This is a genomic window from Parvimonas micra, assembly GCF_021300775.1.
GTDB lineage: Bacteria > Bacillota > Clostridia > Tissierellales > Peptoniphilaceae > Parvimonas.
This window is the reverse complement of record NZ_JAJTJP010000003.1, coordinates 135,626-153,317: the sequence shown is the minus strand read 5'-3', so window position 1 is coordinate 153,317 and position 17,692 is coordinate 135,626. Positions and strand designations below refer to the sequence as shown.

The following is a 17,692-nucleotide window of genomic DNA, read 5'->3' as shown; positions in this document are numbered from 1 at the left end:
ATGAATTATACTCTTTTCAAAGAAAAGATTAATGCTTTTGAATTTTCTCAAAATTATATTATTGAGGGAAATGAAAGTTTTTTAGATACTGTTTCTAAAGAGTTAACTTTAAAGGTTTTAAATCCAGATCAAGACTTTAAAATATCAAGAGGAATTGAGGAACAAACACATCCTGATTTAATGATTGTTGAAAGTGAAAGAAATAACATTTCAATTGAGTCAATTAGAAATATGATTAAATATGTTCAAAAAAGACCTTTGGAGTCTAAATATAAATTGGTTATCATAAAAGGTGGACAATTTTTAAGGACTGAGGCTTCAAATGCTCTATTGAAAACTCTAGAGGAATCTTTTGATTATGTTATAATTTGTATTTTAGTTGATTCAAGACATAAATTATTATCAACAATAAAAAGTAGATGTATATTTGTTTCTGAAGCAAATTCTTTTGAAAGTTTTGATTATTCGGATTATGGAAAATTATTAGAAATTTTATCTTTAGCATTAAAAGGTGATTTTTTTGCTATTTATGATTCGAAAAATAAAGAGTATTTACTTGGTTTAAAAGAAGATAAAAATTTCATTCCATTGTTATATAATTTCTTTAAAGAATTTTATATATTTTTAGAAACAGGAAAAGAAATTACAGATAAAGAAATTTTAAAGATATTTAAGAATAATATTTCTTTTAATAAGGAAAAATTGTTAAAAATTTTAGATACAATTGATGTTGTAAGAGAAAACTTATATAATAATGTGAATTTTCAATTATCAATTGAAAAAATATTCATAACAATTTTAAGATAGATGGAGGTTTGTATGGAAAATTTTACTAATCTAATTCCATTGATGAATGTTGATAGTAGTAAAAATTTGTTTCTAATTGTAGGACTTTTGAGTCTAATAGCAATTATAGCTGTATTAGTTATAAAAAGAAAAAATAAATAAATTAAATTTTAAAAAGCACTATATTTGAAAAATATAGTGCTCAGAGCAAAGACAAAGTATAATTTTTGTCTTTGCTTTTTTTTATTTTTGTTTTTATTGTGAAACAACAAGGTTCCAAAGTACCCAATGTATCTGCGATACATCTACTTTTGCTAAAGCAAAGTTAGGGCTAGATTCGCTACACTCTACTTTTATACGCTTCGTTCCGTTTTGGTCGAGATGATGTATAAAGGAAGTACCTTTGTTTAAGAGCTAGACGTTAAAAGCAAATAAACTTCGAAAATAATTTAAAAAAATAGATAAAAACATATAAAACAAAATAATTCACGACAAGGGTGGGGTTATTATTGTGAAACAACAAGGTTCCCGGGTACCCACCCGATGCGTAGCATCGTGGAAGGGTGGGGTTATTATTGTGAAACAACAAGGTTCCCGGGTACCCACCCGATGCAAAGCATCGTGGAAGGGTGGGGTTCTTATTAATTTATTTGTCTATAGTTTAATTATTATAATACTTACTCTTTTTCTCCACTAAAAAAGTTCCAATAATTACTTATCGACACCTTTGTCATCAGTCTGAGCACTATATTATAAAAATATAGTGTTTTTTTGTTTTTTAAAAGATACTTGTACTTTTGAAAATGATATTATACCAAAAATTAATAAAAATATAAGTAACAACTATTGATAAATAAACTTTTATATGGTAATATAAATATGTAAAAAAAAACTATATATAACATATTTTAATGGAGGTTATTATGAATTATTTAAATCTTCAAAGGTATAAAAACGGAGACTAGTTAAAATGCAGGATTAAAGTCAATTGTATAATTTATTTAAATGGAGGTTAGTTATGAAAAAAATATTAATAACATGTACATTGATTTTGTCAATTGTGTTAGGTTGTAATATAGTAATGGCAAGTGAATACTTTGAGCCAACTCATAAAAACACTAAATCTGGTAAAGAATATGGAATAAAAGAAGAATATAGAGTTAGAGAATTAGATAATGGTAAATTAGAAATTGAATTTCAAAAGGGAAAGTTTACTATTGTAGAAAAAGATGAAATTTCTACGATTATTGATATAGATTGTGAAGAAGAAACTGAGATAAACAATGAATTTGATGAAATATATAACGAATATAAAAATAGTGTAGTAACAAGGTATAAGACATTAAAAGAATATGGAAATTCATCATATTTTCCATATAGTAAATATTATAAAGAATATGATGAGTATTTGGAAGCCTGGTATGGTGGCACTTTAATCTTAGATAATGTTAATTGTATAAATTCAAAAACCTATAAAGCTACTTATAAAGGAACAATGTATTTATTATATAAGTAGAATATAAATTATAAAATGATAATTTTCTTATTTAAAAAAGCACAGACATAGAAGGTCTGTGCTTTTTTAAATTTTGTAAAAACTACTTTATTTGACTTTAATTCTTTTTTATGTTAAAATATATAAAAGGCGGTGCTGTTATGGATACAAAAGAAAAATTAGTTAAAATTAAGAGAGTTTTGAGCAACAACATTGGGAAAAAAGTATTAATTACTATTAGACGTGGGAAAGAAGAGTACGTTGAAACTAAGGGAGTAATTAATGAAGTTTTTACATCATTTTTTACTGTTGAGATTGAAACGGAAGAACATAAAAAAAGAACTTGTTCATATTCATACTTTGATGTTTTGACATCACAAGTAAGTTTAAAAGCAAGCTAATTTAAATTTTTAGGACTTTGATTTTCAGAGTTCTTTTTTTATAAAAAACCTGAGTGATTACTCAGGTTTTTGTTTAAAATTTTAATATTTTTTGTAAGCTTTTGTAGATCATTGGAACCAATATTGAGCATACAATTATTTCAGGAATTCCATTTGAAATTGCAACTCCAAAAAGAAATTTTGCAGGATTTAATTTAAGCGCTTCATATATTTGATTTGCACAGAAAATATATGCCATGGATAATACTCCGAATGTGTTTATCATTGTTCCTACCATACTTGCAATTATAACATTAAATATACTTTTAGTATATCTTTTTACAAAATTAAATGTGTAATATGTTCCAAGTCCTATTAATGCTCTTGGTAGAACAGATACTAAAGGATTTATAAACATAAATGATAATGGACTTATTCCTGATAAATGTTGAAAAAATGAAAATAATCCAAAGATTAGGCCAACAAAAAACGATACTGTTGGTTTTTCTATTAACGCGATTAATATTATTGGTATATGAACTGTAGTTATTCTAACAGGTCCTAATGGAATAAATCCTATTGGAGAAAGTGATAAAATAATTACAATTGCACTTAAAATGCCGATTTTTGTAATAGATTTTGTTGAAATGTTTTTCATGAATTCCTCCTTTAATCCTATTTATTAAATTCTTGTTTATTATAACAAAAATAATAGAAAAATACCATAAGTTTTAAATTTGTTTTGTGTTTTTTATGCAAATTTGGTATAATTATATTTAATGGTGGATAAGTGTTTGTCATATAAGATTTTTATATAAATGGTGATATAATGAAAAAAATAACTTTGATTGCTACATGTGCTTTTGGTCTTGAAGCTATTGTTAAGAGGGAAATTATCAAACTAGGTTTTGATGATATAAAAGTTTCTGACGGTAAAGTAGAATTTGTAGCAAATGTAAATGATATAGCAAAAGTTAATTTATGGGTTAGATGTGCAGAGAGAATTTTATTGAAATTGGATGAATTTAGGGTTCTAAGTTTTGAAGATTTATATCAAGGCATAAAGAAAATTAAATGGGAAGAATTAATTTCAGTAAATGATAAATTTCCAGTAAATGCAAATAGTGTAAAGTCAAAACTTTTTAGTTTATCAGATATTCAAAAGATTACTAAAATAGCAATTGTTGATAGACTTAAGGATATCTATGAAGTTGAATGGTTTGATGAAACTTCTGATGCTTTATACTATATAGAGGTATCTGTTTTAAAAGATATTGCTACAGTTACAGTTGACACATCTGGAGAGGCTTTGCATAAAAGAGGATACAGAAAAAGAGCGGGAGATGCACCACTTAAAGAAACTTTGGCAAGTGCTATGATTAGTCTATCTTTTTGGGATCCAAGCAGAGTTTTTTATGATCCATTTTGTGGAAGTGGAACACTTTGCATTGAAGCTTATATGATAGGTAGAAATATTGCGCCAGGAATTATGAGAAATTTTGCTTTTGAAAACTGGAATTTATTAGATAAAGATGCTTTAAAAAATGAAAAAAGCAGAGCAAGAGCATTAATTGATTATGATAGAGAATTAAAGATTTTAGGATCTGATATAGATAGACGCTCTATTTTAAGAGCGAGAGATAATGCTGATATTTTAGGTGTAGAAGATGAAATTTCATTCTTTATAAAAGATATGAGAGATGTTGATTTATATAACGAATACGGTGTTGTAGTTACAAATCCTCCTTATGGTGAACGCATGGGAGATGTTGAAGAAGTTGAAAGACTTTATAGAGATTTTGGTAAAAAGTTTAAAGAATTAGATACTTGGTCTGTATATTTAATTACAAGTATGGAAAATTTTGAAAGATTATATGGAAGGAAAGCAGATAGAAAGAGAAAGTTATTTAATGGGAGAATTAAAGTTGATTTCTATCAGTTCTATGGACCAAAACCAAAATAATGGGAGAACAGCATGTATAAGAATAACTTTGTAAATTTGGATTTTGAACTAGTGGATTTTATGGAAGATTTAGTTAGAGTTTTTGATAAAACTGGACTAATTGTCTATACTAATACTAGTATGAAAAAATTTTTAGAAAATGAAGAAGGAAAATTTTGCTTTTTTTCAGATGATGATACACATAAAAACGATAAAAAGTATTCTTCTTTAAAATGTGTTGCACCAATTGGACACAAGGAGCGTGTAGAAACTGAATTGTTATCAGTTGGCGAAAGAGATTTCTTAGTTAAGAGTAGTCCTATATTTGATGATAATAAAGAATATTGGGGTTGTATAGAAGTTTTTAGAGATATTACTGAAGAAAATAGACTTCAAAAAGATTTGCTTAAATATCAACAAATGATTGAAAATGATATGTTGACTGCTTCAGACATACAAAAGTCTCTGTTGTCAAAATTAAATCGTATTGATGGGCTAAATATAGAATATAAATATATATCATCAGATCAATTATCAGGAGATTTTTTTGATGTTATAGAATTGCCAAATGATAAAACTTGTGTATATATGGCGGATGTTATGGGACATGGTATTTCTGCTAGTATGATAACAATGTTTATAAAATTCTCAGTTAGAATGTTAATTCATGGAAGAAAAATTGAACATCCTAGAGAAATTTTAATGGCATTATCTAAAGAGTTTTCAAAATTGAATTTAGAAATGTATTTTACAATATTTTTAGGTATATATAATAGGGCAACATGCGAATTTGAATATTCAAATGCAGGACATAATTCTATTCCATTATTATTTTGCAAGGAAAAGAATGTTCGCTTAGAATTAAGTGGTTTGCCTATTTCTTGGTTGTTCCAAGATAGTAGATATTCTGTTGGTAAAGTAAAATTATGTCATGGAGATTGTGTTTTATTTTACACAGATGGTATAACAGAAACTAAAAATAAAAATAGAGAAGAATATGGAGAAGAAAGATTTTTTAATGTAGTAGAAAAATATAAAAATTCACTTTCTGATAAAGAACTTTTGGACAAACTAGTTGAGGATGTTTCAGAATTTAGATGTGGAGTTCAAGAAGATGATATTGCATTATTAAGTATGAGGGTTTTATAGTGAAATGTAATAATTTTGAGTTAGATTTTTCAGAAGATTTATGTTTTAGTGAATATAAAGAAGATGCTTTTAAAGCATTGGACTTCATTTTAAATAAAAATGGTTTAGGAAATAAATTTTTAGGTTGGGTAACTCATCCAGAAGTTTATGACAGAGAAGAATATGATAGAATGAAACAGCTTTCAGAAAAAGTAAAAAAATCAGAAGTTCTTGTCGTTATAGGTGTCGGTGGTAGTTTTCTAGGATCTAAAGCGGTAATAAAAGCATTAAAACCATATTTTAAACAAGAAGGTTTAGAAATAGTATTTGCCGGAAATAATCTAAGTGGAGATTATTTAAGCGAATTAGTTGAATATATAAAAGATAGAGATTTTTACATAAATGTAATATCAAAATCTGGAAGTACTTTTGAAACAGCAGTTACATTTAGAGTTTTAAAGAGTTTTTGTGAAGAAAAATATGGAGAAGATGCAACAAGTAGAATTATTGTTACCACAGATGCAGAAAGTGGATTATTAAAAAATTTAAGCGATAAAGCTGGATATGAAACTTTTTGTGTTCCTGATGATATTGGTGGAAGATTTTCAGTTTTAACAGCAGTAGGATTATTTCCTATTATGTGCGCTGGAATTGATACGGATGCAATTTTACTTGGAGCAAATGATGGTTTAGAGGAATATACAAAGAAAAGTTTGGATAATATTTCTCTAAAATATGCAATAATTAGAAATGCAATGTTTAAAGATGAGAATAAAGAAATAGAGTATTTAGTTGCTCATGAATTTAAGTTATCATATCTTCAAGAATGGTGGAAACAATTATTTGCAGAAAGTGAAGGTAAAAATGGTAAAGGTCTTTATGTAGAAAGTGCAATTTTTACAAGAGATTTACATTCTTTTGGACAAATGATTCAAGATGGGAATAAAATCACTTTTGAAACAATAATCGAAGTTGAAAATTTAAAAAATGATATTATTATTCCTTATATTGATGAAGATTTTGACAATTTAAATTATTTAGCAAAGAAGTCTTTAAATGATATAAATAAAGTTGCAGTTACTGCGACTAGAAAGGCACATACAGATGGAAATGTACCAACTGTAAGGATTAAAATTCCAAAATTAGATGCTTACAATATTGGGAAATTAATTTATTTCTTTGAAATGTCTTGTGCTATTTCTGCATATATGTTAGAGGTTAATCCTTTTGATCAACCTGGAGTAGATAATTATAAAAAAAATATGTATCAATTATTAGAGAAAATGTAAAGGAGGAATAAACATGTATCTAAATTATATAAAAGCTTTGTTAAAAAAAGGTAAAAAGACTTTTAATGATTATTTACAAGTTCAAGGTATACTTGTTTTATTAGCATTGCTTACATCAATAGTTGCTGTTTATCTTATGAATTATTCTGGTAGATTTAAAGCTGCTTTAATTATGGGTGTTTTGGAGGTTGTTCCAGTAATAGGAAATGGTCTTTATTTATCATATCAAATCCTAATTAATTTAGTTAGAAAAGAGACAGTTATTGCTGCTAATTTAGCAGTATTATATTTAACAATACTTAGTGTTAGATTAGTTTTAGAACCTGTTTTATTAGGTAGAAAAGTTAATATGAAAATTGCTATAATAATAGTTTTAGCTCTTATATCTAAATTAATTGGTGGAAATAGTGGACTTGCTATTATGACTATAATTATATTTATTTTAAATACTTTAATGAGTATCAATGATATCATTTCTTTTGATCAAAAAAGAAAAATGAGAGAAAGAAAAGAAAAAAGACTTAGAGAAAGAGAACTTAGAAAAAAATATGATTATGAAAATTTAGGAGATGGTTATGATAATTAATAATTTTTCACCTATTGATTTAAAGGTTGCAAGAGAACTTACAGAAGAAATTGTTGTTGATGAACAATTTGAAAAAGTATATTTTAATGATGCTCTAAAAAAAGTTATAGCTGAAGATATTATATCAAGAATTAATATACCAAACTTTGATAAGTCTCCTTTAGATGGTTATGCTTTTAGAGAAGAAGATGTTGTTAATGCATGTAAAGAAAATCCTGTTGTTTTAGAAGTAATTGATGTAATCATGGCAGGAGATGTTTCTGAAAAATCTATATCTAATGGACAAGCTGTTAGAATTATGACTGGCGCAAAAGTTCCTACTGGGGCTAATTGTATAGTAAGATATGAAGATACAGAATTTACTGAAAAAGAAGTTAAAATTTTTGCACCAATAGGGAAAAATAAAAATATTATAAGAACTGGTGAAGATGTTAGAAAAGGCGATGTAATCATAAAAAGAGGAACATTGATTACACCTGCAGAAGTTGGTGTTTTAGCTAGTTTAGGGATTCCTTTTGTTAATGTATATAAATCTCCAGTTGTAAGTGTTTTTGCAACAGGAAGTGAATTACTTGATGTAACAGATGAAATGGAAGATGGTAAAATTAGAAATAGTAATAGCTACACAATTGAACAACTTGCAAAAATGTATGATGCAGAAGTTATTCAATATGGCAAAGTTGATGATGACTTAGATACATTAGTTGATATGTATAAAAAGGCATTAAGAAACACTGATATAGTTATTTCAACTGGTGGCATTTCTGTTGGAGATAGTGATTTTGTATTAACAGCATTAGATAAAGTAGGAGTAAAAACTATTTTCTCTAGAGTTATGGCAAAACCAGGTGGACATGTTTTCTTTGGAGAATATGAAGGAAAATATGTGTTCGCATTATCTGGAAATCCTGCCGCATCTTTTATGAATTTTTATCTTTATGTAAGACCTTTGATTTTAAAGCTACAAAATAAGAATGTTCATATGCTTAAAGTTCAAAGTGAATTATTTAATGGATTTAATAATAAGGGCAAAGTTAGTAGGATTTTAAGAGCAAACACTTACTATAAAGATGGTAAATTTTATACTGAAATAGAAGAAAGACAAGCATCAGGAGTTCTTTCTACAATGGTTTCTAAAAATTCTATAGTAGTAATGCCAAGTCAAACTGAATATTCTAAAGGTGATATTGTAGAAGTGGAGTTTCTATATGAAAAATAGAGCAATTTCTATAGTTGGAGAATGTTCTAATGTTGGGAAGACAACATTGATTAAACATCTTTTAGAAATATTTTCTAAAGAGGGATTGAAAGTTGGAGTTGTAAAGCATCACCATAAAGAATTTGATTTTGATAGAGAGGGAAAAGATAGTTTTATTTTTTCTAAATCCGGAGCAAGTTGTGTAAAAATGGTGAGCCCAAATAGAGTTATTACTATTGAAAATTTAAATTATGAAAAATCATTGTATGATGTATTAGAAACAATGACAGATTATGATTTTGTTTTAGTTGAGGGCTATAAATGGGAGAATCTTGATAGAATAGAAGTTTATAGAACTGGCTATTCAACAAAAATAATTTCTGATAAAGAGAAATTAATTGCTATTGTTTCAGATTTAAAACATGATTTGGATGTAGATCAATTCAATCCAGAGGAATATGAAAAAATAGCAAATAAAATAAAAAATTATTTTAAAATTAATTGAGATGCATTGCATCTCAATTTTTTTATAAAAATTATATTTTTTATTGCTAAAATCTATACTATATCATGATTTTATAACAAAAAAGTCTATTAAAGTACTTGACAAATTAAATTAAATGATTTATACTATTTAGGTACTGAATACGCACCTTTAGCTCAGCTGGTAGAGCACCTGACTCTTAATCAGGGTGTCCAGGGTTCGAGCCCCTGAAGGTGCACCAATATTTTTTTTATAAGCTATAAATAAAATTTAATACTATATGCCCAGATAGCGATAGTCGGTATAAGGAAGTGACAAATACAACGAAGTTATTTTTAGGCAATGCCTTAGTCTAGTGCGAAGCACGAGAGAATGAGCTATCTAAAAATTGAAAAAAGTAAGTATATATAATATAAAAAATTCGAAAAAATTGAATATTATATGCCCAGATAGTGATAGTCGGTATAAGGAAGTGGCAAAAACAACGAAGTTGTTTTTAGGCAATGCCTTAGTTTAGTGCGAAGCACGAGAGAATGAGCTATCTGAAAGAGAAACAAAAGTAATTACAGAAATTCAAAAGAATTTTGAAAAATTGAATATTATATGCCCAGATAGTGAGAGTCGGTATAAGGAAGTGGCAAAAACAACGAAGTTGTTTTTAGGCAATGCCTTAGTTTAGTGCGAAGCACGAGAGAATGAGCTATCTGAAAGAAAAACAAAAGTAAGTACAGAAATTCAAAAGAATTTTGAAAAATTGAATATTATATGCCCAGATAGCTCAGTCGGTAGAGCAGAGGACTGAAAATCCTCGTGTCGGTGGTTCGATTCCGCCTCTGGGCACCATATGCGGGAGTGGCTCAGTGGTAGAGCATCGCCTTGCCAAGGCGAGGGTCGCGAGTTCGAATCTCGTCTTCCGCTCCATTTCAATTTGGCGACATAGCCAAGTGGTAAGGCAGAGGTCTGCAACACCTTCATCTCCAGTTCAAATCTGGATGTCGCCTCCAAGGTCTCTTATGAGACCTTTTTTGTTTATATAGAAGTATTTTAAAATATAGAATTAAAATAGGAGTTAGATATGTTAGCTAGTGAATTATTATCATATATAAAGTTAAAAAAAATTTGTGGAAATATAGAAAATGTAAATATTGATTATATTTCACAAGATAATAGAAATATAAAAGAAAATACAGCTTTTATTTGCATTGAAGGAAACACAGTAGATGGTCATTCATTTGTTGAGAGTGCTAGGGCAAATGGGGCAAAACTATTTATTGCATCAAAGGATATTTCAGATAAATGTGGAGATATTCCTGTTGTTTATGTAAAAGATACATTAAAAGTTATGGGTCTTCTAGCTAATATTTTGTATAAATGTCCAAGTGAAAAATTATTTATGGTTGGAATTACAGGAACCAATGGTAAAACTACTACTAGTTATTTAATAAATCATATTTTTGAAACTTGTAATATGAAGACTGGTTTAATAGGAACAATTCATCATAAAATTGGAAGCAGAGTAATTCCAACAAAGAATACAACACCGATTTCAGTTGATTTACAAGGATTATTAAATGAAATGGTAACTGAAAAATGTGATTGTTGTGTTATGGAAGTTTCATCTCATGCTTTGGCATTAAATAGAGTTTTAGGCTGTGATTTTGATTGTGCTATTTTCACAAATTTATCTCATGAGCATTTAGAGTTGCATAAAACTATGGAAAATTATGCAAATACAAAGGAGCTTTTATTTACTCAATTAGGTCATAATTTAAAAAATGGTAAGTTAAAAACAGCTATTTTAAACATTGATGAAGAATATGCAAAAATATATTCAGAACATATTCCAACTGAAATAATAACTTATGGAATAAAAGATAGTTCAGCTGATTTTTATGCAGATAATATCTCTTTCGATGATTGGAAAATGAGATTTGATTTACATGTTTTAGAAAAAGTATATAAAGTTGAAACTAATTTAGTTGGAGTATTTAATGTTTATAATGTATTAGCTGCTATATGTGCTGCATTTACAAAAGGAATATCAATTTCGGATTCAATTGAGGCTTTAAAAAGTTTTTCTGGTGTAAGTGGAAGAATGGAAATTGTTAATTCAGATAGAAAATATAAAATAATAATAGATTTTGCTCATACTCCAGATGGACTTATAAATGTTCTTGAAACTTTAAATAAAGTTTCACATAATAGAATAATTACATTGATAGGTCATAGTGGTGGAAATAGAGATTCTAGTATGAGACCTGACCTTGGAAGAATTGCTTTAGAAAATTCTGATGAGGTTGTATTTACAGCTGATAATCCAAGACATGAAACAATTAGAAAGATTGTAAGTGAATTAGTATCTGATTGTGATAAGAAAAATTATACTATCGTGGAAGATAGAAAAGAAGCAATAGAATATGCTTTTGAAATTGCAAGAGAAAATGATATTGTTTTACTTGCGGGGAAAGGAGCAGAACCTTATCAAGTTATAGGTGATGAATATATACCATATAGTGAAATTGAAACGGTTAAAGAGATTTTAAATAAATAGAAATAAATTTTAGTATATGATATAATTAAATTAGATTGTTTAGTATATTATAGATTAATTCTTTTAAGAATATTTAAGGAGAAGTTATGTGCGGATTTGTTGGATTTTACAGTAAAGATGTAAGAGATGAAAATGTAATAAAAGAAATGAATAATCAAATTATTCATCGTGGTCCAGATAGTGATGGTTATTATTTTGATAATGGAATAAATTTTGGTTTTAGAAGACTTAGTATAATTGATTTACATGAAGGATCTCAACCAATATTAAATGAGAATAATGATATTGCTATAATTTTTAATGGTGAAATATATAATTATCAAGAAATAAAAGATGATCTACTAGAAAAAGGATATAAATTTAAAACAAATACTGATACAGAAGTTATATTGCATGGATATGAAGAATATGGTGAAGAAGGTATTTTAGAAAAATTAAGAGGTATGTTTGCTTTTACTATTTGGGATAGTAAAAAAGAAAGACTTTTTGGAGCAAGAGACCATTTTGGAATTAAACCATATTACTACTCATTAATTGATGGAGATTTTGTTTTTGGCTCAGAAATTAAATCATTTTTAAAATATCCAAAATTTAAAAAAGAAGTTAATGAAAAAGCACTTAAACATTATTTAGTGTTCCAATACAATCCTTTAGAAGAATCATTTTTTAAAGGAGTTAAGAAACTAAGACCAGGTCATTATTATATTTTTGAAAATGGCAAATTAGAAATAAAGAGCTATTATAATTTAACTCTTGATTATAAAGAAATGTCTTTTGATGAAGCTGTTAGTAAGATAGAAAATGAAGTTGAAGAATCAGTAAAGTACCACAAAATTAGTGATGTTGAAGTAGGTTCTTTCTTATCAGGTGGGGTTGACTCAAGTTATGTTGTTGCAACAGCAATGCCTAATAAGACTTTTTCTGTAGGTTTTGACAATAAGGGATTCAATGAGACAGTATATGCAAAAGAGCTTTCAGATAGACTTGGAATTGAAAACTTTTCTAAGATAATTACTCCGGATGAATTTTTTGATGGAATAAATAAAGTGCAATATTTTTCAGATGAACCACATGCGAATCTTTCTTCTGTAGCTTTATATTTCTTATCAAAATTAGCATCTGAACAAGTAAAGGTAGTTTTATCTGGCGAAGGTGCTGACGAATTATTTGCTGGATATAATGAGTATGCAGAAGCTCTTCCTCAAAGAATATACAAAAAATTACCATTCTGTTTAAGAAATAAATTATATAAAAAATTAAAAGATAAAAGACATTTTAGTGGTAAGACAATTGTAATGAAATATGGTCAAAAAGTTGAAGATAGATATATTGGTCCTGCTGAAATTATGTCTGATGAACAAGCTAATTTGATTTTAAAAGAAAAATATAGAAATTCTGAAACTTCAAGAGATTTAACTAAAAAATACTATGATGAAGTTAAAGATATGGATGATGTTTCAAAAAGATTATATCTTGATATGAAAATGTGGATAGTTGATGATATCTTACTTAAGGCTGATAAAATGACTATGGCAAATTCTATTGAGCTTAGAGTTCCACTTTTAGATAAAAAAATGTGGGAACTTGCAAGAACAATACCAGTAAGACATAAAGCTCATAACGAAATAACAAAATATGCTTTTAGAAAAGCAGCTTTAAATAAATTACCAGATGATTGGGCAAAGAGAAGAAAATTAGGTTTTGTTGTTCCTTTTGTTTTATGGATTAAAGAAGAAAAATATTATAATATTGTTAAAGAAACTTTTAATAAAGATTTTGTTAGTGAATTTTTTGATGTCGAAAAAATTAACACAATTTTAGAAGATCACTATAATAATAAAAGAAATAATGGACGTAAGATTTATACTATTTACACATTCTTAAAATGGTATGAACAATATTTTAATTAAGAGGTAAAAAGATGAACAAAGCAGTTGTTTTAGGTTGTAATTACTATATAGGGCTTAGTATAATTAGATGTCTAGGTCGTGAAGGAGTTCATGTTGTAGCTTGTGATTACGACTTTGAAAACTCTTATGGAGCAAAGTCAAAATATATATCTGAATTTTTAAAAATAGAGAATTTGAATAACTTTGGTGAAGAGGCTTTTCAAGGCTTAATAGAGTATGGAAAAAAACAAGACGAAAAACCTGTTTTACTTCCAACACATGATAAATATGTTGAATTTATAGATGAATATTATGATGAGTTAGAAAAATATTATTTAATTAGTCAAGCTAAAGGACTTAATACAAAATTATTAGATAAATGGACTTTACATGATATTGCAAAAGAAAATGGAGTGAAAATTCCAACAACAATAAGTGCAAATGATGAAAATTTAGTTGAAAGAGTAAATAATGAAGTTGGTTTTCCATGTATAATTAAACCTTTTGATACAGTAAAATTTACAAAAGTATTTAGAAATAAAGTTTTTATTTGTAAAAATGTAGAAGAAATGGAAGAAGGGATAAAGAAAGCAAAGGACAATGATATTGAGATTTTTGTCCAAGAAATTGTTCCGGGTTTTGATGATTGCATGTTAACTTATGACTATTATATTGATAGAAGTGGTAAAACTACTCATTATATGACAGCTCAAAAGCAAAGACAATGGCCAATCAATTTTGGAGCTTCAGTTTTTACAATTCAAAAATATAATCAACAATTAGTAGATATTTCAAAACCATTCCTGGAAAATATCGGATATAGAGGTTTTGGAGAAATAGAATTTAAAAAACATGAAAAAACAGGAGAAATCTATTTAATAGAAATAAATGCAAGAACTACTAATTTCAACAACTTAATTTATAAAGTTGGAATTAATATGCCATATATTGCGTATCTTGATGTAACTGGTAAATTAAAAGAAAGTGATTGTAAATATATTGATTACGATACAAACTTAGCTTTTATTTATGGTTTTGAAGATATGGTAGCAATTTGGCGTTATGCAAGAACTAAACAAGTTAGTATTTTAAAATCTTTAAAGATTTCATTTTCCAGAAAGTGGGCTCCTGCAATTTTTGCAATTAATGATTTAAAACCTTGGTTTTTCTTTAATAAAATTTTATTAGGAAAAGTTTTTAGAAAGATATTTAGGAGGAAATAGTGTATAAATTAGGAGTTATCGGTGGTATGGGACCTTTAGCAACTGTTAAGTTTTACGATAAAGTTGTTTTAAATACAGATGCACATAATGACAATGAACATATTGATTTAGTTGTATTAAATCACTCAACTATGCCAGATAGAACAAGATGTATTATTGAGAAAAAGGACTTAGAGTTTTTAAATGTAATAAAAAAAGACTTAGAAATTCTTGATAAAATTGGTGTAGATGTAGTTGCTATTCCTTGTAATACAAGTCATTATTTTTATGATGAATTTAGTAAATATACTAATTTAAAAATAATAAATATGATTGAAGAAACAATTCTTGAAATAAAGAGAAGAGGAGTAAAACAAGTTGCCGTTTTTGGAACTATTGGAACTCTTAATTCAAAAGTTTATGATAAATATGCACAAAAATACGGAATAGAAGTTAAAGAATTATCCGATGAAGATAAAAATTCTGTTATGGATAATATTTACAAAATTAAAGAAACAAATAACTTAGAAAATAAAGAATTTATTGAAATTCTTAATAAGTATTGTGACAAAGATACTATTGGAATAATTGCTTGTACAGAACTTAGTCTTTTAGATATTTGTAAAAGCATAAATACAATTGATGCTTTGGATGTTCTTGTAAATAAAAGTATTGAACTTAGCGGTGCGAAAATAAAATAATAATATAAAAAGGAGCTTAATGCTCCTTTTTTAAATATTTACTTAATTCAGTTTTTAATAAATTAGTATATTCTTTTGAACCTTGTCCATTTGGATGGGTAGCATCTTTATAGAAAAGTTCTTTTTTATCTTTTGCAAATGAGTACCAATCTATAACTTCTACATTTTCCATTTCATCAGAAAGTTCTTTTAAAGTTGTATTAACTTGTTCTTCCCAAGGGTCTGGTACAACACAGTTTATTAAAAATATTTTTCTATTTCCTAAAGATTCAAGATCTGCCTTGAATTTTTCTTTATTTATTTTGTAATTACTTCCTAAATGAATTACAACAATATCTTTTATATTGTTAGTTTCTTTTAAATGATCTAAAACTTTTGGTAAATCCCAAGCCTGACGACTAACTTTTGCATCTACTATTGCATTTTTAAATTCACTTTTAATTACATCTGATGCTGATAGCATTATACTATCTCCAATAAAAGTAATTTCAGTTGTAGATAAATCAATATTGTTTTCAGGTTTTTTATTAGGTTCATTTTTAGGAATTTTTTTATTCAATTTTTCGTTACTTGGAATTTCTTGATTATTATTTACAATATTTTGAGCATTATTTTTTTGAATATTTTCAAGCTTTGTTTTTAGTTCTTCAATATCATCAGTTTTTTGTGAAATTGATAGAATTGATGTTGCAAAAATAATAAAAATTGCTAAAATTCCAATTGCTGAAAATAGATTTCTATTTTTTATATCTTCACTACATTTTTTATTTATATAGATTAAATAATTTTCTTTGCCTTCAAATAATCTATAACTAATTTCTGCAAAAATAATTGAAAATAAAAGTTCTAATAAAACAAGGTATATAATTGAAATTTTACTCCATTTTAAGTAATCACCTATAAATATTGTAATTGGATATTGCCATAGGTATAAACTATAACTTCTTTTTCCGATTTCTATAAATGGTGTAAAGCAAAAGAATTTATTAATTATATTATCTTTTAAAAGTAATAAGATAAGTAAAATTCCTATTAAAATTGAGTATAAATACATTCCAAATTTATATACTATATCCATCTTTGCATCCATTGTTACTGAAAGATATAATATTCCTAAAAATAGTATAATGGAGATAATGCTTACACATATACTTTTTGTTTTTGAAAGTTGAATTTCTTGCACTTTATTTCTTGGAAATAAAAAAGCAAAGAAGCATCCTATTAAAAAGCTAAAAGCTCTTGTGTCAATTCCATAGTATATTCTTGATACATCAGTATTTTGAGAATATAACATAAACATTGTAGTTGCTGATGCTAATGATAGTATCAATGTAATAACTGCAAGGCTCTTTCTTCTTAACTTAAATGTTCTATATAGTAGAGAAATTAAAATAGGCCATATTAAATAGAATTGTACCTCAAGTCCCAAAGACCAAAGATGTGTAAACGGATTTGGATTTCCATGCGCATCAAAATATGATAGTCCATGAAGTATTTGGTAAATATTATTTATTCCAAAGATTGAGCTAAATAAATTTCCAACATAGTCATTTAACATATCATTAAAGAATAATAATACGAATAAACTTACTATACTAAGCATTGGTAGAAGTGGGGTATATAGTTTTACAACTCTTTTTTTCCAAAACTTAATAATATCCAGATACATATGCTTATCCATTTCTCGTAAAAAGTTATCAGTTACTAAATAACCGCTTAATACTAGAAAAATTACAACTCCTAAGTATCCTCCAGGTACTATATGAGGAATAATATGATATAGCATAACAAGAATGACGGCTATTGCACGAAGTCCATCAAAACTCTTTATATGAAATTTATCTTTATTTTTATCTTCTCTTTTTTTAAAAAAATCAGATTTTTTTATTTGTTTTAATTCACTTAGATTTATTTTATTTAAATTTAATTTAAAGCTTTTCATTTGTCTGTCCTTATAAAATTGTTCATTAGAGATTATAACAGAAAAAAAAATAAAAGCAATTACAAAAATGTTACAATTTAGGCGTTTGTAGGTGTTTTTCTAACAGAAAAATTTATCAA

16 protein-coding genes and 4 tRNA genes are annotated in these 17,692 nt (G+C 26.9%); 18 read left to right on the top strand and 2 right to left on the bottom strand.

Going from position 1 to position 17,692, the window contains the following annotated elements:
• From LW893_RS05970 to LW893_RS05955, 4 genes are all read left to right on the top strand, one after another.
• Entirely contained in the window at window positions 1-807 is an 807-nt protein-coding gene (locus LW893_RS05970) for a hypothetical protein (RefSeq protein ID WP_233056390.1), read from the top strand.
• A gap of 12 nt (window positions 808-819) precedes the next feature.
• Window positions 820-948 (top strand): LPXTG cell wall anchor domain-containing protein, encoded by a 129-nt coding sequence (locus LW893_RS05965; protein ID WP_233056389.1) that lies wholly within the window; start codon window positions 820-822, stop codon window positions 946-948.
• Window positions 949-1,804: 856 nt separating this feature from the next.
• Window positions 1,805-2,302: a hypothetical protein gene (locus tag LW893_RS05960; RefSeq protein WP_233056388.1), complete on the top strand. Its 498-nt coding sequence runs from the start codon at window positions 1,805-1,807 to the stop codon at window positions 2,300-2,302.
• Window positions 2,303-2,442: 140 nt separating this feature from the next.
• Window positions 2,443-2,682, top strand: a complete 240-nt coding sequence (locus LW893_RS05955; RefSeq protein WP_233056387.1) for a Veg family protein — start codon at window positions 2,443-2,445, stop codon at window positions 2,680-2,682.
• A 73-nt stretch (window positions 2,683-2,755) separates the two neighbouring features.
• On the opposite strand, the gene LW893_RS05950 is transcribed toward LW893_RS05955, so the two are convergent.
• Entirely contained in the window at window positions 2,756-3,319 is a 564-nt protein-coding gene (locus tag LW893_RS05950) for an ECF transporter S component (protein WP_233056386.1), read from the bottom strand.
• A gap of 171 nt (window positions 3,320-3,490) precedes the next feature.
• On the opposite strand from LW893_RS05950, the gene LW893_RS05945 reads away from it, so the two are divergent.
• From LW893_RS05945 to LW893_RS05880, 14 genes are all read left to right on the top strand, one after another.
• Complete coding sequence (locus LW893_RS05945) at window positions 3,491-4,624, top strand: THUMP domain-containing class I SAM-dependent RNA methyltransferase (protein WP_233056385.1); 1,134 nt, start codon at window positions 3,491-3,493, stop codon at window positions 4,622-4,624.
• Between the two features lie 12 nt (window positions 4,625-4,636).
• Complete coding sequence (locus LW893_RS05940) at window positions 4,637-5,752, top strand: SpoIIE family protein phosphatase (protein ID WP_233056384.1); 1,116 nt, start codon at window positions 4,637-4,639, stop codon at window positions 5,750-5,752.
• Entirely contained in the window at window positions 5,752-7,020 is a 1,269-nt protein-coding gene (locus LW893_RS05935; RefSeq protein WP_233056383.1) for a glucose-6-phosphate isomerase, read from the top strand. Before LW893_RS05940 ends, LW893_RS05935 begins: the two co-directional genes overlap by 1 nt.
• Window positions 7,021-7,033: 13 nt before the next feature.
• Window positions 7,034-7,606, top strand: coding sequence for an AI-2E family transporter (locus LW893_RS05930; RefSeq protein ID WP_233056382.1), 573 nt, complete (start codon window positions 7,034-7,036; stop codon window positions 7,604-7,606).
• The gene (glp, locus tag LW893_RS05925; RefSeq protein WP_233056381.1) at window positions 7,596-8,825 is read left to right on the top strand and encodes a gephyrin-like molybdotransferase Glp; all 1,230 of its coding nucleotides are present in this window, start codon (window positions 7,596-7,598) and stop codon (window positions 8,823-8,825) included. The genes LW893_RS05930 and glp overlap by 11 nt, the downstream gene beginning before the upstream one ends.
• Window positions 8,815-9,309 carry a molybdopterin-guanine dinucleotide biosynthesis protein B gene (gene mobB / locus LW893_RS05920; protein ID WP_233056380.1) on the top strand — a complete coding sequence of 165 codons (495 nt, stop codon included), beginning with the start codon at window positions 8,815-8,817 and terminating at the stop codon, window positions 9,307-9,309. The genes glp and mobB overlap by 11 nt, the downstream gene beginning before the upstream one ends.
• A 144-nt stretch (window positions 9,310-9,453) precedes the next feature.
• A tRNA-Lys gene (locus LW893_RS05915) sits at window positions 9,454-9,529 on the top strand.
• 526 nt (window positions 9,530-10,055) lie between these two features.
• Window positions 10,056-10,131 (top strand) — tRNA-Phe (locus LW893_RS05910).
• A 3-nt stretch (window positions 10,132-10,134) separates the two neighbouring features.
• Window positions 10,135-10,209 (top strand) — tRNA-Gly (locus LW893_RS05905).
• Window positions 10,210-10,218: 9 nt separating this feature from the next.
• Window positions 10,219-10,292, top strand: a tRNA-Cys gene (locus tag LW893_RS05900).
• A gap of 71 nt (window positions 10,293-10,363) precedes the next feature.
• Window positions 10,364-11,839 (top strand): UDP-N-acetylmuramoyl-L-alanyl-D-glutamate--2,6-diaminopimelate ligase, encoded by a 1,476-nt coding sequence (locus LW893_RS05895; protein WP_233056379.1) that lies wholly within the window; start codon window positions 10,364-10,366, stop codon window positions 11,837-11,839.
• A gap of 86 nt (window positions 11,840-11,925) precedes the next feature.
• A complete protein-coding gene (gene asnB, locus LW893_RS05890; protein ID WP_233056378.1) occupies window positions 11,926-13,749 on the top strand; it encodes an asparagine synthase (glutamine-hydrolyzing) in 1,824 nt (607 codons plus the stop codon).
• An 11-nt stretch (window positions 13,750-13,760) separates the two neighbouring features.
• Window positions 13,761-14,951, top strand: a complete 1,191-nt coding sequence (locus LW893_RS05885; protein WP_233056377.1) for a D-alanine--D-alanine ligase — start codon at window positions 13,761-13,763, stop codon at window positions 14,949-14,951.
• On the top strand, window positions 14,951-15,631 hold the full coding sequence (locus tag LW893_RS05880) for an aspartate/glutamate racemase family protein (protein ID WP_233056376.1): 681 nt from the start codon (window positions 14,951-14,953) through the stop codon (window positions 15,629-15,631). Before LW893_RS05885 ends, LW893_RS05880 begins: the two co-directional genes overlap by 1 nt.
• A 16-nt stretch (window positions 15,632-15,647) precedes the next feature.
• Here the strand turns inward: LW893_RS05880 and LW893_RS05875 are convergent, their stop codons facing one another.
• Entirely contained in the window at window positions 15,648-17,573 is a 1,926-nt protein-coding gene (locus LW893_RS05875; protein WP_233056375.1) for an acyltransferase family protein, read from the bottom strand.
• Window positions 17,574-17,692: the final 119 nt, after the last annotated feature.